Raw genomic sequence first — 23,225 nt, forward strand, 5'->3', positions numbered from 1 at the left:
GTGCGGCCGTCACGACGACGTCACCACCTGGGTGCCCTCGGCGATCCCGTCCCCGGTGATCTCGACCATTCCCTTGGTCATCAGACCGGTCTTCACCGCGACCACCTGACCCCCGGCGAACCGCAGCCCGTATCCGCCCTCGCGGAGTGCGAGCAGTGCGGTGACCGGCACCACGAGCACGTTCTCCCGGGTCTCGGAGACGAAGTCCACCTGGACCGGCCCCGAATCGAGCTTCTTCACCTTGTCCGGGTGCGTGAACGCGACCGTGACGATCACCTGCGGCGGTTGTCCGGCTCCGCCCTCCTTCTCGGCGGCGGCGGTGCCGACGCCGGAGACCTTGCCCTCCGCCGCGGCACCGTCCGGCAGGCGCACGCTCACCGTATCGCCGCTTTTGATGGAGCCCGCGTCGGAGGCGGGCACCTGCACGGTCACGGCCTTGGCGGTCGACGTCACCTTCAGCAGCGGTGCGGCGGCGGCGTCGCCCACCTGGACACTGGCGCTGTCCACCCGGACCGCGCCGCTGAGCACCGCCACGTCACCGGGTGCGAGCACCCCGGTGGACGGTGCCCCGATGCGGGTCTGCCAGCGTTTGATCGCCCTCACCAGCGCATCGGTGAGAACGCCGTCACCCTTCTTGACCTTCACCCGCGTGACCGATTCGGAGCCTCGGGCGGTTCCCCCGCCCTGCGTTTTCGCCGGGCCGGCCGAGGGGGAGTCACCGGTCGCGGACTTCTGGGGCGCCGGGCTACCGCCCCCGGCCTTTCCCTTGTCGGGGGAGGCCGAGGGCCCGGTCGAGTCGGCGGGCTTGTCCGGCGCCGAGTCCTGCTCCCCGCCCGCCGGAGCCGTCACATCGACGACCTGGCCCTGCGCGGGCTGGGACCCGATTTCGTACCCCAGGGCCTGCAGGTTGTCGACGATCACCCTGACGTCCCGACCGACCGTGTTGTGGCCTTCGAGGCGCCGGTAGAGCGGCACGGTGCCGTAGAAGACCGGCACCGGGCGGTCGTCGACGCGGTAGAGCTCCTTGCCCCGGGACACCGTGGTGCCGGCGGCGGCGAGCCACGTCACCACACCCTCGCCGGCCCCTTTGACGGTCTGCGGCTGGGCATAGCCGAGCGTGCCGGGGAGGGACCGGCTCTCGGACAGATCCGTCCGCGCGATCTTGACCGTACCCGCCGACGGCTCCGCCTGGGACGTCTTCGTGCTGCCGCCCTTCCCCCACGGCACCGCCACCGCGACCGCGGCCCCGGCCAGCCCCAGCACGAGCACGGTGGCGGCGATCCGGATACGGCGCCGCTTCCTCGACACACTGCCGGCGGTGTCGTGGGGCTCCTCGTCCGTCCCGGTGGCGGGCCCGGCTCCCGAACGGGTCACCGCGAGAAGGACGGTGGGATTGTCGTCCGCCCCGGCGACGGGCCCTTCCTCCGACCCGGTCACCGCGCCAACTCCGCGGTGGACGGACGGACCACTGCTGCCGCGCCGCCGGAAGGGCGGCAGTCGTCGCCGACGCGTGTACGGCCCCGTACGGGGCTCTCCACAGTCGGCACGGTGGTTGGAGCGATGTGTTGGGTCATACGGACGTCTCCTGGAGTTGCGCGGAGGTTGCCGCGGTGAGCGCGGACGCGTCACGCGGTTCACAGGTACCGGATACGAGCGCGGGCCCTGCCTTCGATCCTGCTGCGGCTGCATCGCCGACGATGCCGCACCGGATTCAGAGCGCCTTCAGGAAGATGTATTCAGATTGTCAGGATGGCGTTTATTTGAGGCGACGATGTTTATAGTCGCCGCCATGAGCGCACGGATCCTGGTCGCGGAAGACGACGTCAGGCAGGCACAGGTACTGCGGATGTACCTGGAGTCGGAGGGTCACAGCGCGGTGGTCGTGCACGACGGGCGTTCGGCGATCGACGCCGCCCGGCGGATGCGGCCCGACCTGCTCGTCCTCGACGTGATGATGCCGAAGGTCGACGGACTCGACGTATGCCGGATCCTGCGCCGGGAGTCGTCCGTGCCGGTTCTGATGCTGACCGCCAGCTCGAGCGAGGACGACCTGCTGCTCGGTCTCGACCTCGGTGCCGACGACTACATGACCAAGCCTTACAGCCCGCGCGAGTTGATGGCCAGGGTCCGTACTCTGCTGCGGCGGGTGGAGCGCACCGCGGTACCGGGCGACGGTGTGCTGAAGGTGGGGGCGATCACCGTGGATGCGCGCAAGCACGAGGTACGGGGGGCGTCCGGAGAGATCGTCTCCTGCACCCGCGGGGAGTTCACGGTCCTGTCGGCCATGGCGGCCGAGCCCGGCCGGGTGTTCACCCGCAAACAGCTCCTGGAGCGCACCCGGGGCTGGGACGTCTCCCCGACCGAACGCACCGTCGACATGTACATACTGAACCTGCGGAAGAAGCTGGAACTCAACCCGCGCCGCCCCACCCATCTCGTCACCGTCTACGGGGTCGGCTACAAGCTGACCGCCGGGCCCGGCCCCACCGAGGACTGAGGTGGTGCGCCGCTTCGGGGTCTCGCTGCGCACCAGCCTCTTCACCCGCCTGCTCGCCGCCTCCCTGCTGGTCGCGGTGTGCGCGGTCGCCGCGACCACCTGGCTCGCCGTCACCACCACGACACGGGCGATCAACACGGAACAGGGCCGTTCGTCCGAGGCCGACTCCCGCATCTACGACGCGCTGATCAACTACGCGGCCACGCACACCGACTGGGGTGGCGTACAGGCGCTGGTGGGCGAACTCGCGGCAGGGACCGGGAGGGCGATCACTCTCACCACCCCGTCCGTCCGTACCGTCATCGCCAGTTCGGAATCGAAGGTGCGCCTCCCGGGCAAGCCGTCCGCCTCGATCGATCCGCTGCGCCTCGACCCGGTCCTGTCCAACGCCAGTGCGGTCGGGCCGATCGACCCTCGTGCGGTGGGCCCCTTCCTCCTCCAAGGCGAGGAACGGGACCTGCAGAAGACGCTCGTACGCAAGGTCACGGACTGCCTCGCGAACACCGGGGTCGCCGCCGAGGCCCGCCCCCTGCCCAGTGGCCGATTCGCGATCGAGTTCAAGGGGCCGGAAGACGACGTCCGGTGGAAAATCGTGCAGGCGTGCAACCTCGACGTCCTCAAGCGACCCATGCCGCTGGAGGAACTGCCGCTCGCCCAGATCGCCGAGCTGGCATCGGCGTGCCTCAAACAGCAGGCCAGACCGCCTGTCGAGGTGTTCGCCGACTTCTCCTGGCACTTCACCGGCGGCCCACCGGAGAACTCGGACCGCGCCGCACAGGAGTGCGTGAACGAAGGCCGCCGCCAGCAGCTGCGGCCCTATGTCTCGCCACCCGTCCTGCTGTTCGTCTCCGATCGCGGAAATCCGGGCACCACGTCCATCGAGCTCTCGGCGGCCAACACCCTGCGGATCACCGGCGCGGCGGGCATCGTCCTCGCCGTCACCTGCGCCGTGACCATCCTGCTGGGCGTCCGGCTGGTCCGCCCGCTGCGTGCCCTGATCACGGCGGCCCAGCGCCCGGCCGACCAGGAGGTACGGGTCCCGGTGATGACCAAGGACGAGATCGGCCGCGTCGCCGTGGCTTTCAACGACCTCGCCGAGCGCAGGGAGATCCTGGAGCGGCAGCGCAGGGCCATGGTCAGCGATGTGGCGCACGAACTGCGCAGTCCGCTGACCAACATCCGCAGCTGGCTGGAGGCGGCCCAGGACGGTCTGACCCCGGCCGACCAGCATCTGCTCGCCCTGCTGCGGGACGAGGCGATGCAGCTCCAGCACATCATCGACGACCTGCGCGACCTCGCCGCGGCCGAAGCGGGCAGCCTCGTCCTGCACCGTGAACCGCTGCCCGCCCGCCATGTACTGGAGCAGGTGGCGGCGGCGCACCTGGGCGCCGCCGGTCCCGCCGGCGTCGACCTGTTCATCGAGGCCCACGAGGAACTGGAGGTGCACGCCGACCCGGTGCGACTGCGGCAGGTCGTCAACAACCTCGTTTCCAACGCGATCAGGCACACACCGAACGGAGGTCGCGTCGTCCTGCGAGCCCGCGAGGACGGCGACGAACTCGTTGTGGAGGTCGCCGACTCCGGGAGCGGTATCGATCCGGCGGATCTGCCCCAGGTCTTCGACCGGTTCTGGCGGGCGGACAAGTCCCGCAACCGGCAGACCGGGGGCAGCGGCCTCGGCCTGGCCATCACCCGCAAACTGACCGAGGCGCACGGCGGGACGGTCTCGGTGGACAGCACGCTCGGCGTCGGCTCCGTGTTCACCGTCCGACTGCCGGGGAGTCAGTCCGCCCTTGACCTCTCGGGGTGATTCTCAGTGCGCCGGGCCGTGGTACGGAGTGGTGACGTCGTCGTAGGCGAGGTGCATGATCATGCCGCTCTCGGCGTGCTCGAAGTTGTGGCAGTGGTCCATCCACACACCGGGGTTGTCGGCACTGAAGTCGATCTCGTAGCTCTCACCGGGGGCGACGTTGAGGGTGTCGGCCCACCAGGTGCTGCCGGTGACCGCCTCGCCGTTGCGTGAGATCACCCGGATCCGGTGGCCGTGCAGATGCATGGGGTGGTCGATGATCCCCCGGGCGGTGATACGCATCCGCACCCGGTCGCCCTCGTGGACCATCAGGGTCGGCACGGCAGGGGAGAGGCGGCCGTTGATCGTGTCCGTGAATTCGAACGAGCCTCCGGTGAAGCCGAAGCCGTTGTCCAGCACGAGGTCGAAGTCGCGGTCGTACGGGCCGCCTTCGGGCTCCGGACCGGTCGGCTTGCCGTACGACAGACGGTCGAAGAGATCGCCGGCCGCCAGGTCGGCGGGTTCGGCGCGCCCGTCGGGGCTGAAGGCGAGGCCCGCCTCGTTGGGGATCTCGGAGGTGTCCAGCCGTAGCGTCACCACATCGTCCGGCATGGTGAAGGCCACGTCATAGCGGCCGCCTGCGGCCAGGAACAGGTCCGTTCCGGGCTTCAGTTCTCCCGGTTCGCCGATCGGGTTGCCGTCGTGGGCGGTGACCCGGAACGGGGTGCCCCCGAGCAGGACCCGGTGCGGCTCCTTGGAGCTGTTGATCAGCCGCAGCACCACCGGGCGCCCGGCCGGGATCGCGCGGCGTACGGCACTGTCGGCTGTGCCGAACGCGCCGATCGGGTCGTCTCCACCCGGCCACAGATGGGTGAACACGGTCTGCTGCACGCCCTGTTGGCCGTCCTCCACGATCACCGCGCCGAACAGGCCGCGCTCCACGGAGCGTTCGGAGTCCCGGTGCGTGTGGTACCAGTACGTGCCGGTGCGGTCGGGTACGAAGCGGTAGACGTGCCGCTCGCCGGGGCGCACCGGGTTCTGGGTGACGCCCGGCACCCCGTCCTCCGCGTTGGGCACGTCGACGCCGTGCCAGTGCAGGGTGACGCCCTCGGTCACATCCTTGTTGACCAGGGTGATCTCGACCAACTTGCCTTTCTTGACCCGCAGTTCGGGGCCGGGGCTGGCGCCGTTGAAGGTGAGCGCGTCGACCTTCTTGCCCGAGGACAGCCGCACGGTGCCGTGCGCGGCGGTCAGGGTGAAGCGGGCGTCGGGGGTGCCGCCGCGCGGGCCGCGCAGGTCGTCCACGGAGCGCATGGCCGGGGCCCCGGCGCCGTGCTCATGGCCCATGGCGTGCATGGTGTGCCCGGCGCGCTCAGGGCCGCCGCCCCAGTCCGTCGTCTCGGCTGCGCTGACCAGGAACAGGCTGCTCAGCGCGGCCGCGGTGACCATGGCGGCGACCCCGGAGAGCCAGGGCAGGCGGGCCAGGCGGCCGCCTCGGGAGCGCCGGTCGCCGAGCAGGAGGGAGGCCCCGATCGTCGTGGCCAGCACGAGCGCCGATGCCCCGGCCGCGAGCGGCAGATCCTGCGGACCGGGCGGAACGTACAGGAAGTAGAACGACAGCCAGGCACCCATCGCCGTGGTGTGCGCGGCAACGGCACTGCGCCGCACCAGCGCCCACACCAGCGGCAGCAGCACGACGGGCAGGCCGAGCAGGAAGCGGTGGGTGACCAGCTGCCATCCGCTGGTCGCCAGCAGCAGTACCGCGACCGCCAACCGGGCGGCGACGACCGCGGCGGTGACATACAGGACGAGCGGTCCGCGCTGTGCCTCGCCCTGCTGTGGAGCGGGCTGTGCCTGGCGGCGGCCGGCCCGGCGGCCCAGCAGGCCGCCGGTGATCGCCAGCACCAAGGCCAGTATCAGATCGGTGAGGAAGAGGGGCTCGGCCATTACTCCGCTGCCTTCTTCAGGGCTTTGAGCCAGTCGCTGAGCGAGTCGTTCAGTGCGGCAGCGAGGTTGTCCCGGTCGGCGTCGACCGGCGCACCCGCCCAGGACTCCCGGGTGCGGACCACGACGCCGTCGCCGTCCTCGGTGAAGGTCCACTCGTGCAGGCCGGTGATGCCGTGCGCGGGTCCGCCCCACAGGATGCGGCGCCGGGCGTCGACGGCGTAGATGGTGGAGTCGATGGACAGGCCCGCGGTCACCCAGTGGAAGGTGGTGCCGGGGGCGATGGGGCCGTCGAGCCGGGCCTCGGTGATGTCGGACTGCCAGTCGGTCCAGAAGCCGATCTCGGTGTGCAGCTGCCAGACCCGCTCGAGGGGAGCGGCGATCCGGATGGTGTGGTCGGCGATGACGGGGGCGTTCTCGTCGATGGTCGTGGGGTACGTCATGGCAGTTCCTCGGTATCGGTGTGCGGTGTCACAGCACTGGTAGGGGGCCCGGGCCGCCGTCTCGGGGGTTTCGACGGCGGCCCGGGCGGCTTGGGGGGATTGGGAGCTTCTGGCGGATCTCCGCGGCGTCCACGGAGATCCGTCAGAAGCCCCTGGGGCGGGTCAGGCGGGCAGTTCGGAGTCGGGGATCCAGTCGCCGTGGATGCCGGCGGGCACCCTGCGGGGGAGTTCGACGGCGGCCACGGTGCTCAGGTCGCCCGCGTCCAGGACGAGCAACTCCGATGCGTCGGACTCGAGATCGCTGACGATGGTGAGCAGATAGCCGTCGTCCTCGGCGGTCCCGCCCTCGGCCGGCACGAAGACGGCCTCGCCGGGCATCCGGCCCTCACCGTGCGCGAGCAGCTTCTCCTGGCCGGTCCGCGAGTCCAGCTTGACGGTGTGGTAGCCCGACAGGCCCGCGCCTGGGAAGGCGATGGCGTAGCTGTAGCGGTAGTCCGAACCGGTGTGGGCCTCGTTGATCGACGGGAACTCGGTGGCCAGGTCGTTCAGGGACTCGGTGGTGACCTTGCCGGTGGCCGGGTCGATGACCCACCGGTAGAAGGTCGAGCCGGCGTCGGGGCTGGTGCCGTAACCGGGGGCGCCGACCCACCACTTCCAGGAGTTCTCCCAGGCGGAGCGGTCGAAGCGCGGAGCTTCGAGGATGATCCGGCCCCGTGCGTCGGTGTAGGCGTTGGCGACGTGCAGCAGCGCTGCCTGGTCGGGCACATCGAACCAGGTGGTCTTGCCCCCGGCGCGAGGCACCACGCCGAGGCGCAGCGGGACGTCGTCGTGCCAGCGGTAAGGGATGCCGGAGTGCTCGGCGTGGTCGAAGACCACCGGCGAGTCGATGAAGACGACGTGCTCGCGGGTGATGGCGAAGTCGTGCATGAGCGACGGGCCGGCGCCCTCGACGATCTCCGACTTGACGATGGCGCCGGAGGCGTCGGCCACGTAGTAGGTCAGGTACGGCGGGAAGGGGCTGTAGCTGAAGAAGTGCAGCTCGCCGGTCTCCGGGTCCTCCTTGGGGTGGGCGGTCATCGAGCTGGTGAGCTTGCCGCCGAAGTCGTAGACGCCGATCGTGTCGAGGTCGGCGCTGACCTCCCAGGGCAGGTTGGCCTCCTGCAGGGCCAGGTAGCGGCCCCCGTGGAAGATGATGTTGGTGGCGGCGGCGCTGACCTCGAGCTCGGTTCCGGTGAACGGCACGCCGTCGAGGAAGGGGGTGCGCACCCAGCGGTTGCGGTACCACTCGGCCCGGCCGTTCTGGAGGCGGACGCCGTGGAGCATGCCCTCGCCGCGGAACCAGTGGGTGGGGGTGATGCCCGGCTTGGGGTTGTGACCGTTGCGGAAGTATCGGCCGTTCAGCTCGGGCGGGAGGGTGCCGCGCACCGTCAGCTCGCGGCCGGTGATCTCGTCGGTGACGGGGGTGAAGTGACCGCTGATGTAGGGCTTGTTCAGGGACATGGTCATGCCTTTCGCGTCGGGAGAGTCGAGAGTGCGGAGATGAGCAACGTCAGGGCGGCGCAGGCGAGGAAGGCCGCGCCGGAGGAGGGGAGCACGGTCAGGAAGGACAGGCCGACGGCTCCGCCGATCTGCCGGGTGGCGTTGACCAGCCCGCCGGCCAGGCCGTTGTCGGCGGCCGGGATGCCCGTGGAGGACATCGCGGTGAGCCGGACGAAGGCCACCCCCAGCCCGATGCCGATGAGGAGCGTCGGGCCGAGCAGGTCCACGGGGAAGGTGCCGTCCGCCGGGGTCCGGGACAGCCAGGCCAGTCCGGCCGCGAGGACCAGCAGGCCCACGGGGAGCACATGGCGGCCGGAGACCTTGCCGGTGACCCACGACGAGAGGGTGATCATGAGCGCGAGGGGAAGCTGGGTCAGCCCGGCCTCCAGGGGCGAGTAGCCGAGGGCGCGCTGCTGGTACAGGGGCAGGAAGTAGAACAGACCGAGCCAGACCGCGCCCAGCAGGGCCATCAGCACGTTGGGCACCGCCACCACGCTCATACGCGCCGGCAGCAGCGGGTCGGCGGCCCGGCGCTGGAGCACCACGAACAGGCCGAGCAGCGCCAGACCGATCACGGCGAGCGGCCATGGGCCCGACAGGCCGTAGGTGAGCGCGACCAGCCCCGCCGTCACCGTCACCGTGCCCGGCACGTCCAGGCTTCCGCCGCGCGGCCGGTCGGCCCCGACCAGCAGCCAGGTGGCCACCAGGGCGGCCAGGGCTACGGGCACCATCACAACGAACACCGCACGCCAGCCGTACAGGCTGGTGAGCAGCCCGCTCAACAGCACGCCCGCCGCACCGCCGGCACCGGAGACCGCGCCCCACACACCGAGCGCGGTGCCGCGCCGGTCCTTGCCGGGATAGAGCGTCAGCACGAGGGCCAGCGCCGTGGGCGCCAGCAGTGCGGCGCCGATTCCCTGCACGGCCCTGAAGGCGATCAGCACGGTCGCCGTGGGTGCGAGTGCCGCGCCCAGGGAGGAGGCGGTGAACAGCCCGATGCCGAGCAGGAACACACGGCGGAGGCCGTATACGTCACCTGCGCGCCCGCCGGGCAGCAGCAGCGCGCCGAAGACGAGTACGTAGGCGTTGACGGTCCACGCCTGGCCCGTGTCCGACAGGTCGAGCCCGGCGCGGATCTGGGGCAGAGCGACGTTCACGATCGAGCTGCTCAGCACGACCAGGAACTGGGCCGTGGCCAGAACGGCCAGCGGTATCCAGCCGGTGGTGGTCCGTTGCGTTGCGGTGCGGGTCATGGCTAGACCCTCGCAGTGGGCGTCAACCGCTCGCGTCGGTAGTCATTGCCTATACGGCTTCGTAGGCAACGGGAGTCCCAGGATTCCCTTGCGGCGCAACAACACGTAGGTTTTCGGACATGCCCGAGACATATACGGATGTGCTGATCGGTCGTCAGGACGAGATACGGCAGCTTGACGCCCTGCTCCAAGCCGCGCGTGAGGGCCGGGGCGGTGCTCTGGTCCTGCGCGGTGAGCCGGGTGTGGGGAAGAGCGCGCTGCTGCGGTATCTGGACAAGGCCGCGACCGGATTCCTCGTCCTGCACGCGTCGGGCGCTGAGTTCGAGACGGAGCTGCCGTTCGCCGCGTTGCACCAGTTGCTCGGACCCGTCACCGGCCGGCTGACATCGTTGCCCGCGCCGCACCGCAAGGCGCTGGAGATCGCCTTCGGCCTCGACACCGGCACACCCGATCCGTTCCTGGTCGGCGTCGCGTCGCTGGGCCTCCTGGTGGAGACCGAACGGGAACGCCCGCTTCTGTGTGTCGTCGACGACGCACAGTGGCTGGACCAGGCCTCGGCCAAGGCGCTGACCTTCCTGGCCCGCCGGGTCTCGGCCGAGCCGATCGCCCTCGTGTTCGCGGTGCGCGAGCCGAGCAGCCTGCCCGAGCTGGACGAGTTGCCCAGCCGTACCCTTCAGGGTCTTGGCGAAGCGGACGCCCGCGCGCTGCTGGCCGCGGTGATCCGGGCCCCGCTGGACGAGCCGGTGCGCAACCGCATCCTGGCCGAGGCGCGTGGCAACCCCCTCGCCCTGGTGGAGCTTCCCAGGACCGCCGGGCTCGCCGGGATGGCGGGCGGATTCGCCGAGCCCGACTCGGTACCCGGCGTGGTCGAGCAGAGCTTCCGGTCCCGGCTGGAGCTCCTGCCGCCGGCGGCCCGGCTGCTGGTGACCGTCGCCGCCGCCGACCCGATCGGCGACCCCGGCCTGCTGTGGCGTGCGGCCGAACTCCTGGACATCGACGCGGCTGCCGCCGCGCAGTCCGTCCCGCTGGTCGAGTTCGGCACCCGGATCCGGTTCAGCCACCCCCTCGCCCGCTCGGCCGCCTACCGCGCCGCTGCGCCGGAGGAGCGGCGCAGGGCGCACGAGGCGCTGGCCGCCGTGACCGACCCGGTCGCCGACCCCGACCGGCGGGCCTGGCACCGCGCCCAGGCCAGTGCCGGACCGGACGAGCAGGTCGCCGCCGAGCTCGAAGCGTCCGCCATCCGCGCCGAGGAACGTGGCGGTGTCGCGGCGGCGGCGGCCTTCCTCGAACGCTCGGCCGCTCTCACGATCAGCCCGGTCCAACGCGCCGAGCGGATCCTCGCCGCGGTGCAAGCCAAGCTCTCGGTGGGCGACTTCGACACGGCGGCCGAACTGCTCACCACCCTGCGGACCGACGATCCGAGCCAGGCCGCCAGGGCCGACCAGCTCCGGGGCAGGCTGTCGTTCGTCCGCCGCCGTGGGGACGAAGGTCCCACGGAGTACCTCCTGCGAGCCGCCGCCCGGCTGGCGGCCACCGACCCCGCGTGGTCACGGGAGTGCTATCTGGACGCCGTCGAGATGGGCCTTCTGCTGGGTGGCCTCGACCATGTGGTGGAGGCCGTCAGGAAGGCCCCGCCCGCGGGCGACGCCGCCTCCGGCGCTGCGGCGGTCCTGGCCGGCCTGATCAGCCTGGTCGGCGACGGGCACGCGGCGGCGGGGGAGATCCTCAGGCCGGTCGTCGGCGACGCGGCCGACGAGGTGTGGGCGAGGCGGCCGTCACTGGGCTTCATGGTGGCCACCGAGCTGTGGAACTTCGACGCCATGCACGGCATCGCCACGCGTGCCGTCGCGGCGGGCCGCGAGTCGGGCTCCTTCCACGCGCTGCCCATCGGACTGGCCATGCAGGCCACCGTGTCCGCACACACGGGCGACTTCGGTACCGCGATGGAGCTGATCTCCGAGGAGGAGGCGATCGCCGACGCCACCGGCGCGGCACCGCTGGTCTACCCGCGCCTCCATCTGGTCGCGCTGCGCGGAAGGCGCCAGGACGCCGTCGACCTGTTCGCGTCGGTGCAGCAGCGGATGAGCCTCAGTGTGCAGTGGGCGACGGCCGTGCTCAGCAACGGCCTGGCCGACTACCCGGCCGCGCTGAAGGCGGCGAAGCAGGCGGTCGAGTACGGCGCCGTCGCCACGGCGGGCCTCGCCCTGCCCGAGCTGGTCGAGGCGGCCGTACGGTGCGGCGAGACCGAGGTGGCCGCCGGGGCCCTCGCGTCCCTCCAGGAGCGCACGCAAGCGGGCCGGCAGGCGTGGGGCCTCGGTGTCGAGGCCTATGCGCGGGCCCTGGTGACCGAGGACGAGTCCGCCTACCAGGAGGCGATCGCCCTGCTCGACGACAGCGCACTGGTCGTCTACCGTGCCCGGGCACATCTGCTGTACGGGGAGTGGCTGCGTCGCGAGGGCCGGCGGCGTGACGCCCGGTCCGCGCTGCGGCTGGCGCACGAGTCGCTGTCCGAGCTCGGTGTGGAGGCGTTCGCCGAGCGCGCCGCCGGCGAGCTGCGCGCCACGGGCGAACAGGCCCGCAGCCGCACGTCGAAGGCATCGGACCAGCTGACGATGCAGGAGGTGCACATCGCCCGCCTGGTCGCCGACGGCGCCACCTCCAAAGAGGTGGCAGCGAAGCTGTTCCTCAGCCCGCGGACCGTCGACGCGCATCTGCGCAACATCTTCCGCAAGCTCGGGCTCACCTCACGCAGGCAGCTGCGAGACCTGCCCGACATTCGTTAGCCGCATGGTGGTGGCCGCGGCCTCGTGCCCGTTCATCGACTGCACGGGGCCGGGCCAACTCAGGCCGTACTTGTCCCAGTAGGCGTCGGAGACGCGCTGGACGAGCTCGGCGTCGTCCACCGGCTGGAGGGCGGCGGACAGCCGGACCCCGGCCACCTCCACCTCCGTGTCCGCGTGCCGCAGGACCCTGCGGTACCAGGCACTGCGCTGCCCGAAGGCCGAGCGGACGTACGCCTCCCCGTCGACCACCACCGTCCAGACCGTCCTGGCCGACCACTTGCCGTTCGTATGCCGTACCCACAAAACGATCTCTGCGTGATCCATCACTGTGTTCATGGCCCAACCTTCGCCGTGCGGGCACTGCCTACGCGTCGGTGGTCATCACCTAGATAGGCGGGCTTCGCCGACGCGAGACCGGTGCTCTCGCGACGAAGCTGAGTGCCATGACGAACACCGACACGAACCTCGCCACCGCAACTGCCACCGCCACCGCGATCAACACCGAAACCGCCGTCTTCGGGGCGGTCACCGGCGCCGAGGCGCTTCACGACAAGGACTCGAAGAAGAACAAGGGCACGAAGGAGAACAAGGCCAAGCGGCGTACCGCCAAGGCGCTGGCGTACTTCGCCCTGATCTTCACCGGGCTCATGGTCCTGGCCGAGCCGTGGCTGCTGATCCCGGTCGCCGCCACGGTCCTGGCGCTCTCCCTCTGGGACTGACCCGTCAGGTCACACGCAGCCTGAGACGTACAGAGGGCATTCACACTCAATGCCAACCGCACGTGCTGTCACCGGACTTGACTGAACAGAACATCGTCGGCTTTGTGCTGTCACGCACCGTCGGCCTGCCGGACGGCTACTACGAACCCGGCTGGGAGCCGCCGTACGGCGCCCTGTCCCTGATTGTCGAGGGCCTCTTCGTCGTCGCTTTTCTTGCCTGGCTGGGCAGGCGGGCGCCGATGGCCGACGCCGCCTTCGGGTCGCCCTACCGTACGGGCCGGGAGCGGACCGCCTCCAGACACGGCGCCCGGGAACGCTGAGCCGGATGCGGCTGAGGAGTGTCTCTGCCGTGACCAGGGCGTTCGTATCCGGGCAGCCAGCGTGTCGGTACGTCCCTTGACGAGGAGTCAGGCGCCGCGTCCTACGCGGCTCGGATCAGCTTGCTCTGCTGGTTGGGGTTGGCGGAGGGTCTGTCCGATCTTGCTGACGGCGAGCGTGCTTCGCTGCGGTCCGGCCGTGCCTTCGGATTCGTAGCCGTGGTCCTGAACGGCGCACGTGGAGCCTTGGCACTAGCCTCTAGAGGCCGCGTAGCGCCTCGCGCAGGTCGCAGTAGGCCGTCCAACAGTCGATGCTGCCGTCGTCGTACAGGCTGCCCATGTACCAGTCGTCGTCATCGACAGACTTCACGAGGCACAGGCTGTGAAATCCGAGAACGATCTCTGGGCGTGGCATTTCTTGAGCCTCGTCGAAGCCGACCCACTTCACAGACCGATCGGGGTCCAGGGCGACAGCCTCTGGGTCCCCCGATGCAACGCGGATCTGCTGAAGAGTCCATCCCTGGGGCAGTCGCGCGTCGGCCATCCACGGATGGTCTCACTCGCCCCGTGTGGATCACCGCTTTAGCAGCGAGGTGGGGCGGGTTGGTGCTTGACCTGCGGCATGCTGATCTAGGCAGACATGGCTCCGGCTGCTGTCAGCGGCCCCAGTTCCCCGTGGCTTCCCGCCTCATCTGGCGCGGTTGTGGCACGGGAACCTCTGATCAGACATGCTCTTGTTCCGCATCTCCCAAAACCCTGCTTGTCTGGCGTTGGTGTACTTCCATCGGGATACTCACCTTATGGGGGACGGCACTTGGTGGGTCGGCGTACTCACTGCGGTTACGGCGCTCGGCGCCAGTTGGGTCACCAGTCGCGGCAACGCCCATTCAGCGCGGGTCGAGGCCGAAGTCAGCGCCCATGCCGGACATGTTGCGGAGGCACGTGACAGGAGGCGCGAGGCATACAGGACGCTGAGTGCGAGTGCCCATGCGTTGGCAGAGCTCTTCTGGCGGATGGAAGAAGTCGACCGGTCTACGGACGCTTCGCTGAAGAGGGCGATCGTTGCCGAGATGCAAGCAGCATCCAGCCAAGCGCTGAGCGACGTAACCAAGGCGAGCACGGATGTGCTCCTTCAAGGCCCTGCATCAGTCGCTGAAGAGGCGGGTGTGCTCCGTCACGTCGCTGTGGTGGCGTTTTGGAAGCTCGCGGGGCTCGATGATGGGTCCGGCGAGCAGAGAGAGCCCTACAACCTAGCCTATCGGGAGTTTCGGGATCAGCATCATCGATTCATCGAGGTGGCCCGCGACGCGTTAGAAGTGAAGTGATCGATGGTCCGCGCGGGCAGTTTTCCGAGCGAGCGGCACTGATCTACCAGCACTCCAACCTGGAGCGGCAGAGGGAAGTAGCCGGCGGTATCGACGCCCGCGTTCGTGCCGAGCGGGAGAAGGTCGCTGACGTGCCCGACGAGCAGCCATCGGGCACGGAACGGGCACGAGACGCCTAAGCCGGTCTGGACAACAACACCGCGCTTCGGTGTCGTGATGTGCCCTTGAGCAGGCGCAACGGGTGCCGGAGCCAGGCCCGAAAGTCTGGCACAGCACCCGCTGTTGACCGTGGTTCCCCCGCCTCGTCGGGCACGGCTCGGGCATGACCGCCTGCTGATCCGTAGCTCTATCCGGATCGGTCAGCAGCGGCCATTCCGACTGCTATGAGACCTCGGAAGGACGGCAGCGGCCGGGGCCGGTTGCTGGGGACGCGGTATGGCGCTGCTGTATGGCACGCAGAAGCCGTCAGCCGCGCAGCGCCGTGAGCAATGCGGCAAGGGCCGCAATCACGCCCGCAAAAGCCGTCACGATTCGATCCGACCCGTGATCCAGACCGGCGCCGTGGTCATGGACGGCATCTTCAAGCGGGATCCGGAGCGCTAGTCACGCAGATAGTCACGCAGCAACGACAGAGGGCCCTTACCGATCCGGTAAGGGCCCTCTGACCTGGTACTTCTCTGTCGGGGTGGCGGGATTTGAACCCACGACCTCTTCGTCCCGAACGAAGCGCGCTGCCAAGCTGCGCTACACCCCGATGTCACTCGCTCTCGCGGCGACGTCGATTACTTTAGCCCACCAGCGGCCGGAGACGAAATCCGGTTTTCCGGGCCATCGGGGGCCCTGGCGCCGCCGGTCCGGGCGTCGCCGGGGCCCGGACGTCACGAGGGCGTGCCCGGTCTCCTCGGCTCCGTCGGTCGTGGACCAAGCATCGGGCGTGAACCAGGCACCGGTCGTGGACCAGGCACCGGTCGTGACCAGGCACCGGTCGTGGACCGGGCATGGGCCCGGCCCCCACCGGCTGGCCCCGCGTGCCGACGACGCCCTGACCAGCGGCGCCCCGGTCCGCCCCGGGCACCGGCTACGGCTGCCTAGTAGTCCCGCGCCGTCAGCGTCAGCAGGGTCGCCTCCGGTGGGCAGGCGAACCGTACCGGTGTGTAGCGGTTGGTGCCGCAGCCTGCCGAGACGTGGAGGTGGGAGGTCCGCCCGGCCGCCTCGTGGGTCGACAGGCCCTTGACCCGGCCCGTGTCGAGGTCGCAGTTGGTGACCAGGGCCCCGTAGAAGGGGATGCACAGCTGCCCGCCGTGCGTGTGGCCCGCGAGGATCAGGGGGTAGCCGTCCGCCGTGAACGCGTCGAGGGCGCGGAGATAGGGGGCGTGGACGACGGCCAGGGAGAAGTCGGCGTCCCGGGCGGGGCCGCCGGCCACTTGCTCGTACCGGTCGCGCTTGATGTGGGGGTCGTCCAGGCCGGTGAAGGCCAGCTCGATGCCGCCCTCCAGCTTCAGCCGCCCACGGGCGTTGCTCAGGCCCACCCAGCCCGCCGTGTCGAAGGCCTCCCGCAGGTCCTCCCACGGGTTGTGGACGACGCCGACCGCGGGGGCGTTGCCGTTGAGACCGTGGCGGCCCTGTGCCTTCTCGAGCAGATAGAGGGCGGGGTTGCGAAGCCTCGGCCCGTAGTAGTCGTTCGAGCCGAAGACGTACACGCCGGGGAAGTCGAAAAGCGGTCCCAGCGCGTCCAGGACCTCGGGTACGCCCTCCGTGTCCGAGAGGTTGTCGCCCGTGTTGACGACGAGATCGGGCCGCAGGCCCGCCAGCGACTGCAGCCAGGCCCGCTTCTTGCGCTGGCCGCACACCATGTGGATATCGGAGACCTGGAGTACGCGCAGGGGCCGCATTCCGCGTGGCAGTACCGGGACCGTCACACGCCGGAGCCGGAAGGAGCGGGCTTCGAATCCGGCTGCGTAGGCGAGCCCCGCGGCGCCGACGGCGGCGACTGAGGCCGTGATTTTGAGGGGTAGACCGAAGCTTGCGCGCATGCGCCCATCGTCGCAGACGGGTCAGTGTGGTCATTCGACCCGTCCCCGACCCGGGCACCGCGGAAGGGAAGCAGCGCCAGCAGACAGAGTGAGATCCACACGTACGCGTTGCTGCCGATGAATCCGGGGGCGCCCCCGGAGTTCCACCGCCACAACCAGACGACGCTGCTGCACAGCAGCACATAGCTCGCCGCGGCCGCGAACAGCAGCCGCCGGCGCCGTTCCCCGCCCGGTGCCGAGCGCAGCCCCGCGTCCGCGAGCACCGCGACGGCGGGGATCAGCCATACGAGGTGGTGCACCCAGGTGACGGGACTGACCAGACAGGCGGTGATGCCGGTCAGCGCGAAGCCCGCGAGCTCGTCGCCGGCGGCCACCGCGCGCCGGGAGCGCCACACCCACAGCCACAGCAGCAGCAGGACCCCGGCGGCCCAGACGGCCCGGCTGGGCTCGGCGAAGGGCTCGGTGAGCCGGGCCAGCATGCCCTGCCAGGACTGGTTGGAGACATACGCGAGCGAACCGACGCGGTCGGTGTTCCACATCGCCTCGGTCCAGTATGTCCGCGACGCCTCCCGGTCCGCCCAGGCGGCGATGGCGGTCGCGCCGCCCGCGACCGCGATGGCCACCCCCGCCGGCCGCAGCCGCCGGGTGACCAGCAGATAGACGATGAAGATCGCCGGGGTGAGCTTGATCGCCGCGGCGAGGCCGATGCCGAGGCCCGCCAGCCGGTTCAGCCGACGCGCCCGCGCGGTGTCCGACGTCAGCAGCCAGGCGTCGGCGAGGACCAGAGCCAGCAGGAGCAGATTCACCTGGCCGAAGCTCGCGGTGTCACGCACGGGCTCCAGCCAGGCGAAGAGGCAGGCCAGCACGGCGTAGGTGTACCACCGCGTCCAGCCTTCACGTCTGATCGTCGCGTCGGCGCAGATGTAGAGGATCACCGCCGCCGCCGTGACGTTGAGCAGCTGGCTGATCGCTATCGCGCTGTACCACCCGACGAGCGCCATCGGCAGCATCACGAATGCAGCGAAAGGCGGGTAGGTGAAGCCGTAGTGGGTGCCCGGCTTGAGGTAGTCGTAGATCCGGCCGCCGTCCGTCCAGTAGCCGATGGTGCCGTAGTAGACCTTCAGGTCGAACCAGTGGCGGTGCAGCGGCACGAAGATCAGGAAGGCCGTCACGGCGATGCCGAGGGCAAGCGTCGTGGAGACCCTGCCGAGGGTCGTGGTCGGCGGTCTCATGCAGGGCTCCCCAACAGTTCGGTACGACCCGGTCCCGAGGAACCCCGGGCGGCGAGCCGGTAGGCACACCAGAGGACGAGCACCGCCGCCGTGCCGCCGCCGATGGCGAGCAGCAGCTGTGCACGGTCCGGTGCGAATCCGCTCGGCAGTACGGCGAGGGCGAGCACTCCGCTCGCGGCGGCCGCGGCCCGGCGCAGCCGTACCGAACCGTTGGGTGCGGCGGCGGCGATCAGGAACAGGCCCCAGAGAACATACCAAGGACGAATCGCCGGTCCCAGAAGGGCGACCGCACTCAGGCTCAGCCCGAGCGCGTAGACCGGGCGGCGTAGGTGGTGGCGCCGCCAGAAGGCGGTCACGACGAGCACCGTGGCGGCGATGCCGGCCGCGTGCGAGACAGGCACCGCGAACTCCGCGAGACCGCTGCCGGCGCTCTCCAGCGCGGCACCCGTCATACGGCCGAGTGACGAGGTCAGGGACCAGTTCTGCGGTGACACGGGGGTGCGGAGCGCGGCTATCCAGCCGTAGCCGGTGCCGGTGAGCGCCGTGGTCGTGGCCGTGGTGACGGCGGCGATCGCGGCCACGGCGAGCGACGCCCGTAGCCGCGGAAGCCGCCCCCGCAACCTCCCGCCCCACAGCAGGGCGACGGCGAGCAGCCCCAGCGCGGCGGGCGCCTTGACCAGTGCGGCGAGTGTGACGAGTACGGCGCCTGCGACCGGCCGGCGGCCCGCGGCCGCGACGAGTCCGGCGCCGAGCAGACCGAGCATGACGGCGTCGTTGTGGGCACCGGCGACGAGGTGCAGCAGCAGAAGGGGGTTCAGCGCGCCGAGCCAGAGTGCGGTACGCGGTTCGGCGCCGCAGCGCCGGGCCAGCCTGGGCAGACAGAACACCATCAGGGCGACCCCGAGCAGGGCCACCAGCCGCATGCCGAGTATGCCGGTGGACAGCTCCGCGTGCGCCAGTGCGGCGATGGCCGAGGCGCAGGCCAGGAAGACGGGGCCGTACGGCGCCGGGGTGTGCTGCCAGACCGGTGCGACCTCCAGGGGCAGCGGGCCGCCGAGCCGGGATGGGCCGTGTGCGTACACGTCCATCCGGGCGTCGACCATCGCACCCTGCGCGAGATAGCTGTACACATCCCTGCTGAACAGCGGTGGTGCGAGCAGCAACGGGGCCGCCCACAGCGCGAGCGTCAGCAGCAGGGTGCGCTGGGTCGGCGGCGTCGGTCCGCGCACCGCCCTGCCGAGCAGGGCCCAGGCGGCGATCAGCAGGACGAGTCCGAAATACGTGCCGGCCAGCCCGAGCGCGGCCGCTCCCGAGCGCGGTGCGAGGACGTCGCGTACGGGCACCGCTCCCACGGCCGCCCCGCAGACGGCGAGTACCGCAGAGCCGATCAGCCCCAGCAGCTGGGCGTGGCGCGTGTCTTGGGGGATGCGGGGGATGACCGGCATGCGGGCAGGCTGTCAACGGCCGGTGGCCGGGAGCCGACATGTGGCCCACTCCGGAACGGCCGCGATGTGTCCGGCACCTTACGCGGGGACGGACCGGCCGACGGGACGAACCGGCGCGGGGCGCCCTGATGGGGAGGCAGGGCGCGCACCGGGAGAAATGCGCGGGCGGCGCACGGCGCGTACCTGCCACAATCGAGCCATGACCACGCTCAAGTCCAAGCTGCAGGAAGACCTCACCGAGGCGATCAGGGCGCGTGACGAGCTGCGCTCTTCGACGCTCCGGCTGACCCTCGCCGCGATCACCAAGGAGGAGGTCGCGGGCAAGGAGGCGCGCGAGCTCTCCGACGACGATGTGCAGAAGGTGATCGCCAAGGAGGCGAAGAAGCGCCGCGAGGCCGCGGAGGCCTTCGCCCAGGGCGGTCGTGACGAGCAGGCGCAGCGGGAGCGGCAGGAGGGCGAGATCCTCGACGCGTACCTGCCGCAGCAGCTGTCGGACGACGAGCTGAACGCCGTCGTCGCCCAGGCCGTCGAAGAGGCGCGGGCGGCGGGCGCCGAGGGCCCTCGTGCGATGGGTGCCGTCATGAAGATCGTGAACCCGAAGGTGGCGGGCCGGGCCGAGGGCGGCCGGGTCGCGGCCGCGGTCAAGAAGCTGCTGGCGGGCTGAGCCGCCGCCGATGCGCTGATCGCGTCGGCCGGTCGGGCTTCGGCCCTATGCGATCGACCCCGCCGGGACTACCGGGATTTCCCGGACCGGTTCCGGCGGGGTCGATCGGGGCTGAGGTCAGTACCAGGGAGTGCACTGCGGTGTGCCCGACTTGTACTCCACGCAGGCCCGCATCATGTGCGTCGACGGGTTGTGGTACATCGGCGTGCGTGTGTAGTAGTAGTTCGTGCCCGAGGGGACCTTCGAGGTCCAGCCCGCGGCGTTCCCCTTCTTCAGGCCGAGCCGCCAGTAGCACGTCGACTGGTTCTTGGTGCAGCGCTGGACGTACACGGACCAGTCCTGCGGGTCGGAGCCGCTGATGAACCACAGGCGTCCCCAGCTGTACTGGTCGCCGTCGGTCTTTCCCCACCTCAGTTCGTAGAGGAACGAGTTGCCCAGGTCGTAGGGGCCGTGCGGGCTCACGGGGCCGCTCTGCCAGGTCTGGATGTTGGGGTCGTGCCCGTCACAGCCGAAACCGGAACAGGCCAGCGGACCCGCCTGGGCCGAACTGGGCACCGCGATGGCGATCATGGCTGAGCTGAGCAGGGCGCCGATGACGACGCCGATTCTCGATCGGAGCTTCATGATGTCCCCCTGAGGGTTCGTCGGCCTACGGTCGGTTGGACGTGTGCCAGGGCGCGCTCGGGCTGGGGCTGTCCCGGTGGGTGCTTCCGACTGCCGATGCGGACGTGGTTCCCGCGAGTCCTGTCAGGGCCGCCGCGGGCAGGGTGAGAGCGGTGCGGGTCAGTCTCGGCATTCGTGGGATTCCTCCCGAATTGTCCTGATCCACTGTCCTCTTGACCCTAGTGGTCAACTGGCTTGACCCACAAGCGAGTTGCGGTCGGATTGCGGAGGCCTGCGGCAAACGGAAGAGGGGGGTGGGAGATCACTCCCACCCCCCTCTCACCGGGGCTGTCCAGGACTGGGCCTAGTTGCGGCCGCCGGGGCCGTTGGCCGGCCCGCCGGTGCTGCGTCCACCGGTACGGCCGCCGTCGAAGCCCCCTACGACGCCGGGCGGGAGGGAGATGCCCGGCAGGGGCTGGCCCTGGTCACCGCCGCCGTCGTCCCGGCGGTCGCGCTTGCGCCGCTTGCGGTCGTCGTCCGAATCGCCCTCGCGCTCACCGCGCGGAATCGAGACGGCGGAGAAGGAGGGCGTTTCCGAGGCCTCGAGCGCGCCGGTCATCGCGATCTTCCATATCGGGCCGGGCAGACAGCCACCGCACACCTTGTCGTAGTACTCGCCACCGATGCGGATGTTGTACATGGGCGTCTTCTCGCCGACGTCGTCTCCGACCCACACGGCCGTGGACAGGTTCGGGGTGTAGCCGACGAACCACGCGTCCTTGCGATCGTTGGTCGTACCGGTCTTGCCCGCGTTGTCCCGGTCGCTGAGCCCGGCCCGGCTGCCGGTGCCGTCCTCGACCACGCCCTTGAGCATCTGGTTGATCGAGTCCGCGGTGTGCTGGCTCATCGCCTGCGAGCACTTGGACTTCGGCACCTTGAGGCGCTTGCCCTCCGCCGTGGTCACGGACTCTATGGCGATCGGCGAGCAGTACGTGCCGCGGTTGGCGAACGTGGCGTAGACGGCCGCCATGCCCAGCGGAGTGCTCTCCTCGGCGCCCAGGGTGATCGACGGGTCCTCGCCGATCTTCTTGCCGTCACCGGTCTGGTAGCCGACCTTCTTCGCCATCTCGACCGTCTCGCACAGCCCGGTCATCTGCTCCAGCATGGCGAAGTACGTGTTGATGGACTTGCCGAGCGCGCCCGTCATGTCCCAGGAGCCGGTCTCCTCCTTGGTCTCGTTCTGCAGGTCCCAGTTGCCGTCGCCGGCCGGGCTGCCCGAGCAGTTGGTGAAGGACCTCATGGGGAGCGAGAGCTTCCAGTCGCTGGAGAACGACTGGGCGGGACTGAGTCCCTTCTCCAGGGCCGCCGCGGCGGTGATCGGCTTGAAGGTCGAGCCGACCTGGAAGCCGTACGTGGTGCCGCCCATCTTGCTGTCGACGGACAGGTTGAGCACCGTCTCGTGGCGCTTCTGGTCGAGGCCGTACGGGCGCGACTGCCCCATCGAAAGGATCTTGCCGCTGCCCGGCTGGAGCTGCACCACGGCCGCCGCGACCTTGTCGTCCTTGTTGACCTTCGCGGTGGCGGCTTCGTTGGCGGCTTCCTGGGCCCGCGGGTCGAGCGTGGTCCGGATCGTCAGACCGCCGAGGTTCCACAGCTTCTGCCGTTCCTCGGTCGTCTTGCCGAACGCCGGGTCGGACAGAACCGTCTTGCGTACGTAGTCGCAGAAGAAGCCCGCGCCGTCGACGGCCGTGATGCAGCCGTTCTTCGGCCGGCTGACGTTGAGCTTGATCGGCTTGGCCTTGGCCGCGTCGGCCTCTTGCTGCGAGATGTTGTGGACGTCGGCCATCCGCTGCAGCACCGTGTTGCGCCGCTTGGTGGCCTCCTCCCGGTCGTTGACCGGGTCGTAGCGGCTCGGCGACTGCACGAGGCCGGCCAGCAGGGCCGCTTCCTCCAGGTTCAGGTTCTTGGCGGACTTGGAGAAGTAGCGCTTGGCAGCCGCCTCGACGCCGTACGCCTGCTGCCCGAAGAAGGTGATGTTGAGGTAGTTCTCGAGGATCTTCTTCTTCCCGAGCTCCTCTTCGACCTGGATCGCGTACTTGAGCTCGCGGACCTTGCGGCCGATGGTCTGCTTGGTGGCCTGGGCGACCTTGTTGGGGTCGTCGCCGGCCTCCTCGACGAAGACGTTCTTGACGTACTGCTGGGTGAGGGTCGAGGCGCCCTGGGTGACACCGCCCTCCCGGGCGTTGCGGTTGGCCGCGCGCAGGACGCCCTTGAGGTCGACCGCCCCGTGCTCGTAGAAGCGCGCGTCCTCGATCGCGACGATCGCCCGCTGTATATGGGGGGAAATGTCCTTGAGCGGGACGACCGTGCGGTCACGGGAGTAGACGGTGGCGATCTGGCCGCCCTTGGCGTCCAGGATCGTGGTGCGCTGGCTCAGCGGGGGCGTTCTGAGGTTCGCGGGAATCTCGTCGAATCCCTCGACCGTGCCCTTGGCCGCAAGTCCCAGTGCGCCGGCCGCCGGCAGGGCGAGGCCTGCCAGCACTGCTCCGGCCAGCACACTCACACCGATGAACTTGGCGGCCTGCTGGGTCCCTGTCAGACCTCCGCCCGCGCGCTTGTTTGCCATGGGGGCAGCCTAA

At 70.1% G+C, this 23,225-nt stretch carries 19 protein-coding genes and 1 tRNA gene; 8 read left to right on the top strand and 12 right to left on the bottom strand.

Going from position 1 to position 23,225, the window contains the following annotated elements; genetic code table 11:
- Nucleotides 1–9: 9 nt before the first annotated feature.
- Nucleotides 10–1,437 carry an efflux RND transporter periplasmic adaptor subunit gene (locus tag ACTWOL_RS20630; RefSeq protein WP_474298243.1) on the bottom strand — a complete coding sequence of 476 codons (1,428 nt, stop codon included), beginning with the start codon at nt 1,435–1,437 and terminating at the stop codon, nt 10–12.
- A gap of 352 nt (nt 1,438–1,789) precedes the next feature.
- Here ACTWOL_RS20630 and ACTWOL_RS20635 point away from each other — a divergent pair, with 352 nt between their 5' ends.
- Entirely contained in the window at nt 1,790–2,497 is a 708-nt protein-coding gene (locus ACTWOL_RS20635; protein WP_474298244.1) for a response regulator transcription factor, read from the top strand.
- A 4-nt stretch (nt 2,498–2,501) separates the two neighbouring features.
- Nucleotides 2,502–4,307: an ATP-binding protein gene (locus tag ACTWOL_RS20640; RefSeq protein ID WP_474298245.1), complete on the top strand. Its 1,806-nt coding sequence runs from the start codon at nt 2,502–2,504 to the stop codon at nt 4,305–4,307.
- A 3-nt stretch (nt 4,308–4,310) separates the two neighbouring features.
- Here the strand turns inward: ACTWOL_RS20640 and ACTWOL_RS20645 are convergent, their stop codons facing one another.
- From ACTWOL_RS20645 to ACTWOL_RS20660, 4 genes are all read right to left on the bottom strand, one after another.
- Entirely contained in the window at nt 4,311–6,233 is a 1,923-nt protein-coding gene (locus ACTWOL_RS20645; protein ID WP_474298246.1) for a multicopper oxidase family protein, read from the bottom strand.
- Complete coding sequence (locus tag ACTWOL_RS20650) at nt 6,233–6,673, bottom strand: SRPBCC family protein (RefSeq protein WP_474298247.1); 441 nt, start codon at nt 6,671–6,673, stop codon at nt 6,233–6,235. The genes ACTWOL_RS20645 and ACTWOL_RS20650 overlap by 1 nt, the downstream gene beginning before the upstream one ends.
- 162 nt (nt 6,674–6,835) lie before the next feature.
- Nucleotides 6,836–8,179 carry a carotenoid oxygenase family protein gene (locus ACTWOL_RS20655; RefSeq protein WP_474298248.1) on the bottom strand — a complete coding sequence of 448 codons (1,344 nt, stop codon included), beginning with the start codon at nt 8,177–8,179 and terminating at the stop codon, nt 6,836–6,838.
- On the bottom strand, nt 8,176–9,465 hold the full coding sequence (locus ACTWOL_RS20660) for an MFS transporter (protein ID WP_474298249.1): 1,290 nt from the start codon (nt 9,463–9,465) through the stop codon (nt 8,176–8,178). The genes ACTWOL_RS20655 and ACTWOL_RS20660 overlap by 4 nt, the downstream gene beginning before the upstream one ends.
- A gap of 119 nt (nt 9,466–9,584) precedes the next feature.
- Between ACTWOL_RS20660 and ACTWOL_RS20665 the strand changes: the two genes are divergently transcribed.
- On the top strand, nt 9,585–12,248 hold the full coding sequence (locus ACTWOL_RS20665) for an ATP-binding protein (protein ID WP_474298250.1): 2,664 nt from the start codon (nt 9,585–9,587) through the stop codon (nt 12,246–12,248).
- Here ACTWOL_RS20665 and ACTWOL_RS20670 read toward each other — a convergent pair.
- Nucleotides 12,210–12,584, bottom strand: a complete 375-nt coding sequence (locus ACTWOL_RS20670) for a DUF2255 family protein (protein ID WP_474298251.1) — start codon at nt 12,582–12,584, stop codon at nt 12,210–12,212. The genes ACTWOL_RS20665 and ACTWOL_RS20670 overlap by 39 nt on opposite strands.
- 107 nt (nt 12,585–12,691) lie before the next feature.
- Between ACTWOL_RS20670 and ACTWOL_RS20675 the strand changes: the two genes are divergently transcribed.
- From ACTWOL_RS20675 to ACTWOL_RS20690, 4 genes are all read left to right on the top strand, one after another.
- Nucleotides 12,692–12,967, top strand: coding sequence for a hypothetical protein (locus ACTWOL_RS20675; RefSeq protein ID WP_474298252.1), 276 nt, complete (start codon nt 12,692–12,694; stop codon nt 12,965–12,967).
- 77 nt (nt 12,968–13,044) lie between these two features.
- Nucleotides 13,045–13,287 carry a hypothetical protein gene (locus ACTWOL_RS20680; protein WP_474298253.1) on the top strand — a complete coding sequence of 81 codons (243 nt, stop codon included), beginning with the start codon at nt 13,045–13,047 and terminating at the stop codon, nt 13,285–13,287.
- Between the two features lie 797 nt (nt 13,288–14,084).
- On the top strand, nt 14,085–14,609 hold the full coding sequence (locus tag ACTWOL_RS20685) for a hypothetical protein (protein ID WP_474298254.1): 525 nt from the start codon (nt 14,085–14,087) through the stop codon (nt 14,607–14,609).
- Nucleotides 14,610–15,044: 435 nt separating this feature from the next.
- The gene (locus tag ACTWOL_RS20690) at nt 15,045–15,212 is read left to right on the top strand and encodes a hypothetical protein (protein ID WP_474298255.1); all 168 of its coding nucleotides are present in this window, start codon (nt 15,045–15,047) and stop codon (nt 15,210–15,212) included.
- A gap of 77 nt (nt 15,213–15,289) precedes the next feature.
- Here the strand turns inward: ACTWOL_RS20690 and ACTWOL_RS20695 are convergent.
- From ACTWOL_RS20695 to mptB, 4 genes are all read right to left on the bottom strand, one after another.
- Nucleotides 15,290–15,363 (bottom strand) — tRNA-Pro (locus ACTWOL_RS20695).
- Between the two features lie 334 nt (nt 15,364–15,697).
- On the bottom strand, nt 15,698–16,642 hold the full coding sequence (locus ACTWOL_RS20700; protein ID WP_474298256.1) for a metallophosphoesterase: 945 nt from the start codon (nt 16,640–16,642) through the stop codon (nt 15,698–15,700).
- Nucleotides 16,525–17,874 (bottom strand): glycosyltransferase 87 family protein, encoded by a 1,350-nt coding sequence (locus ACTWOL_RS20705; protein WP_474298257.1) that lies wholly within the window; start codon nt 17,872–17,874, stop codon nt 16,525–16,527. Before ACTWOL_RS20705 ends, ACTWOL_RS20700 begins: the two co-directional genes overlap by 118 nt.
- Nucleotides 17,871–19,319, bottom strand: a complete 1,449-nt coding sequence (gene mptB, locus ACTWOL_RS20710) for a polyprenol phosphomannose-dependent alpha 1,6 mannosyltransferase MptB (RefSeq protein WP_474298258.1) — start codon at nt 19,317–19,319, stop codon at nt 17,871–17,873. Before mptB ends, ACTWOL_RS20705 begins: the two co-directional genes overlap by 4 nt.
- Nucleotides 19,320–19,518: 199 nt before the next feature.
- On the opposite strand from mptB, the gene ACTWOL_RS20715 reads away from it, so the two are divergent.
- The gene (locus ACTWOL_RS20715; RefSeq protein WP_474298259.1) at nt 19,519–19,983 is read left to right on the top strand and encodes a GatB/YqeY domain-containing protein; all 465 of its coding nucleotides are present in this window, start codon (nt 19,519–19,521) and stop codon (nt 19,981–19,983) included.
- Between the two features lie 117 nt (nt 19,984–20,100).
- Here ACTWOL_RS20715 and ACTWOL_RS20720 read toward each other — a convergent pair whose 3' ends face one another.
- Together ACTWOL_RS20720 and ACTWOL_RS20725 are read right to left on the bottom strand one after the other, a co-directional pair.
- A complete protein-coding gene (locus ACTWOL_RS20720) occupies nt 20,101–20,607 on the bottom strand; it encodes a hypothetical protein (protein ID WP_474298260.1) in 507 nt (168 codons plus the stop codon).
- A 343-nt stretch (nt 20,608–20,950) separates the two neighbouring features.
- A complete protein-coding gene (locus ACTWOL_RS20725) occupies nt 20,951–23,212 on the bottom strand; it encodes a transglycosylase domain-containing protein (protein WP_474298261.1) in 2,262 nt (753 codons plus the stop codon).
- Between the last annotated feature and the right edge of the window lie 13 nt (nt 23,213–23,225).

This window comes from Micromonospora sp. IBHARD003, assembly GCF_056106285.1.